Genomic DNA, 3,534 nt, shown 5'->3' with positions numbered 1-3,534 from the left:
GGTGTCCGGCGACACCACGGCCGGCCACGCCTGGGCGGCCTGCATGGCCATGGAACAAGCGGCAAATATAAGCATTCCGCCGCGCGCGGCCTTGCTGCGCGGCATATTGGCCGAACGCGAGCGGGTGGCGAACCATTTGGGCGACATCGGTGCCATCTGCAACGACGTCGCCTTCACCTTCGCGCACATGCAATTCAGCCGCCTGCGGGAAGACTGGCTGCGTACCCAGGCCAAAATTTTCGGCCACCGTCTATTGATGGACTGTGTGATTCCCGGCGGCGTTAAAAAAGACATAGGCGACGCCGATTGCGACGCCTTCAATGCGGATAACCTCAAACTCAGAAAAGAACTGTCGGACATCATCACCGCGCTGGACCTGAATTCGTCGCTGGAAGACCGCCTGTACACCGCCGGCTTTCTGTCCGCAGACATCGCCGCCGCCTTCGGCACCGTCGGCTACGTCGGCCGGGCCAGCGGCCAGGATTTCGACGTGCGCCGCGATGCGCCCTACCCGCCCTATGACCACGTCACGGTAAAAGTGGCCTCAGAAAACCAGGGCGACATCGCCTCGCGGTTTTGGATACGTTACAAGGAAATCATGGCCTCGATGAAATTGATCGAACAATTCATGGCCTTGCTGCAACCCGGCGAAATCGCCGCCGCTTGGCAGGTTCCCGTAGCGGGTAGCACCGGCCTGGGCATCGTCGACGGCTGGCGCGGCGAAATCGTCAGCTTTATCCGCTTCGGCGCCGACAACAGCATCAGCCGTTTTTATCCGCGCGATCCCAGCCAGTTGAATTGGCCGGCCCTGGAAAAACTGGTGCTGAACAATATCGTCCCGGATTTTCCGGTCTGCAACAAATCCGTCAACGGCTCCTATTCGGGCAACGATTTATAGGTAACGGCCATGCTTAGACTCTTTAAGAAAATCCTCGCCACCGGCATCGTTACCGAGCCTGTCAAGCGGCGTTCCCGCACGGAGCATGGGAACGATAACGAACTGGAACAGCTGGGCATGGAAATCAAACGCCATATCGACCGCCGATTTGCCGGCAGCATCGCCATCCGCGAAGTCGACGCCGGTTCCTGCAACGGCTGCGAGCTGGAAATTCACGCCCTTAACAATCCCTATTACGACATCGAACGCTTCGGCATCCATTTCGTCGCCTCCCCCCGCCATGCCGACGTGCTGCTGGTGACCGGCCCGGTATCGCGGCACATGCAAACCGCGCTACTACGTACCTATCAGGCCACGCCCGACCCGAAATGGGTGGTCGCAGTCGGCGATTGCGCGGCTTGCGGCGGCGAATTCGGCGAGTCGTACGCCAGTTGCGGGGCCGTCGCCAATGTCATCCCGGTGGATATGACCATTCCGGGCTGCCCGCCTACCCCGGAAGTGCTGATGAAAGGCCTGTTAGGCTTGATGAAACGGTAGGCTCAAGGAGCCCAACACGCTCCCGCTTATGGTTCCCATGCTCTGCGTGGGAACCTGGCGAGAGACGCTCCAGCGTCCACCGCTGAACGGTTCAAACTGCATTCCCGCGCGGAACGCGATAAGGATGCGCTCCACCGCATCCATATCGGCTGCAAACCAGCCCGTCAAAGTGTTCGCCAGCGAACTTTTACCGTAATCAAGCCTAGCCGTTACGCTAAACGCAAAGTGAAAGCGGATACCTTTACCCCCCATTTCACGAAAATTGGCTATTATCATTTGCAGACAATTCCCTGATTCTGTTAAACAGTTAACAAAAATCCAAATTCCGCGCTCGATAACAATTACAAGGAGTCGGTTGCAATGACGGCACACAGACTAAAGTCGCTGATCCGGATAAGTTCGCAATGAGTATCCAACCGGCCACATTTCAAACATTGGATGAATCGGGCCATGCCTGGCAACCGCGACGGGTGTTATTGTTTAGCGGCCACATGCTGGACGCGCCCAACCGCACTCCGCCGCGCTTCCCGGCCGAAAAAACCGCACTCGCCGCACAATGCATAGCCGGCAAACTGGACGAATTGCAAGCCGGGTCCAGCGACTTGGCTATCACCCAGGGCGCCAACGGCGGCGATATCCTGTTCGCCGAAGCCTGCCTGCAACGCGGGGTAAAACTGCAGCTCCTGCAGCCCTTCGCGGAAGCGGAATTCATCGAAAACTCCGTTACGCCGGGTCACGCCGACTGGCTGCAACGTTACCAAGCCATCGCCCGGCAATTGCCGAATCCGCCGCTGGCGGCCCCTACCGAACTCGGCCCCCTGCCCCCGGATATGAACGCCTACGAACGCTGCAACCTGTGGCTGCTGGCCAGCGGCCTGGCTTACGGTCCGGAAAAACTGGTGTTCATCTGCCTGTGGGACGGCGGCGGCGGAGACGGCCCCGGCGGCACCGCGCACATGGTAGCGGAAGTGCAAAAACAGCATGGCCAAGCGATTTGGCTGGATACCCGGACCTTATGGTAATGCAGCCCATCGACCGCCGGCGCGGCGTGAATACCGGCATAACCCCCCTTTTTTTAGGAGACCTGTATGTTGAAAACCCTCGATATTCTATTAGGCATGACGGTCATCATGCTGATCGCCAGCATGGCGGTCACGGTGTTGACGCAGTTGATTTCCGGGCTGTTGAACCTGCGCGGTAAAAATCTGGCCCGCGGTTTGAGCGATTTGCTGCAACAGATCGATCCAAACCTGCAGCGCAACATCGCCGAGCAAATAACTCGTTCCGTACTCACTCACCCCATGATCAGCAGCGTCGGCCAGCGCTTGGGCGATACCATACACCGGGAAGAGTTCGTCAAACTGCTGATGGATTTTGCCGCCGGCGAGGTACCGCAAAATCATGCTCATCCATTGTCGGAGGAGGCGAAACAACTGCTGCTGCAATTGCTGGCGCAAAACGGCATCGACAACCCCCAGGAAACTGCGGACAAGGTGCGCGGCCATGCCTTGCGGCTGGAACTGAGCAATCCGGAACTGGCCGCCAACGTCCGCCACGGCATCGCCCTGCTGACGGAAGCCAACAGCCGTTTGCTGGGTAAAATCAACGGCTGGTTCGATCAAACCATAGACAGGGTATCCGGCCGTTTTACCGCCAGCAGCCGGGCCGTGAGTTTGATCTGCTCGATCATCGTGGTGGCGGCGATACAGTTGGACAGCCTGGACGTCATCAACCGTTTGTCGATGGACGACAAGTTGCGCGACACGCTGATTGCCAAGGCTTTTGTGTTGGAACAAACCCAAGCGGCCGGCGGCCAACAGCCGGCGCTCAACATCGACGCAGTCAAAGCCGAACTCAACACCTTGCAGCAATTGGGCGTTATCGACGTAGTCAATAGCAGCGAGGACTGGTGCCGGCATTGGGAACGGGTCAACCCCATGGGTCTCGTCCTGTCCGTGTTCCTACTCAGCCTCGGCGCGCCGTTTTGGTACGGCGCGCTGCAAAACCTGTTGAAACTGCGCGGCACCTTGGCCGGCAAGGACGACCGGCAACGCCAGGAACGCCAAACCCAACAGCCGCCGGAAGCAGCGCCGCAAGCG

5 protein-coding genes are annotated in these 3,534 nt (G+C 58.9%); 4 read left to right on the top strand and 1 reads right to left on the bottom strand.

The window, feature by feature from the left end:
- Both NP596_RS20575 and NP596_RS20570 read left to right on the top strand, forming a co-directional pair.
- The coding region (locus NP596_RS20575; RefSeq protein ID WP_443192636.1) for a hydrogenase large subunit at positions 1 to 898 on the top strand (898 nt) is incomplete at its 5' end.
- Between the two features lie 9 nt (positions 899 to 907).
- The gene (locus tag NP596_RS20570) at positions 908 to 1,435 is read left to right on the top strand and encodes an NADH-quinone oxidoreductase subunit B family protein (protein WP_256617259.1); all 528 of its coding nucleotides are present in this window, start codon (positions 908 to 910) and stop codon (positions 1,433 to 1,435) included.
- Here the strand turns inward: NP596_RS20570 and NP596_RS20565 are convergent.
- The gene (locus NP596_RS20565) at positions 1,415 to 1,711 is read right to left on the bottom strand and encodes a hypothetical protein (RefSeq protein WP_256617258.1); all 297 of its coding nucleotides are present in this window, start codon (positions 1,709 to 1,711) and stop codon (positions 1,415 to 1,417) included. The genes NP596_RS20570 and NP596_RS20565 overlap by 21 nt on opposite strands.
- 128 nt (positions 1,712 to 1,839) lie before the next feature.
- Here NP596_RS20565 and NP596_RS20560 point away from each other — a divergent pair, with 128 nt between their 5' ends.
- Entirely contained in the window at positions 1,840 to 2,457 is a 618-nt protein-coding gene (locus NP596_RS20560) for a hypothetical protein (RefSeq protein ID WP_256617257.1), read from the top strand.
- 66 nt (positions 2,458 to 2,523) lie between these two features.
- The coding region (locus tag NP596_RS20555; RefSeq protein WP_256617256.1) for a hypothetical protein at positions 2,524 to 3,534 on the top strand (1,011 nt) is incomplete at its 3' end.

This window comes from Methylomonas rivi, assembly GCF_024505165.1.
Classification (GTDB): Bacteria; Pseudomonadota; Gammaproteobacteria; order Methylococcales; family Methylomonadaceae; genus Methylomonas; species Methylomonas rivi.
This window is presented reverse-complemented; position numbering and strand designations above follow the sequence as displayed.

Bases quoted from the DNA above. Each gene is read 5' to 3' on its own strand.
- NP596_RS20570 (WP_256617259.1), top strand. From the start codon at position 908: ATGCTTAGACTCTTTAAGAAAATCCTCGCCACCGGCATCGTTACCGAG.
- NP596_RS20565 (WP_256617258.1), bottom strand. From the start codon at position 1,711: ATGATAATAGCCAATTTTCGTGAAATGGGGGGTAAAGGTATCCGCTTT.
- NP596_RS20560 (WP_256617257.1), top strand. From the start codon at position 1,840: ATGAGTATCCAACCGGCCACATTTCAAACATTGGATGAATCGGGCCAT.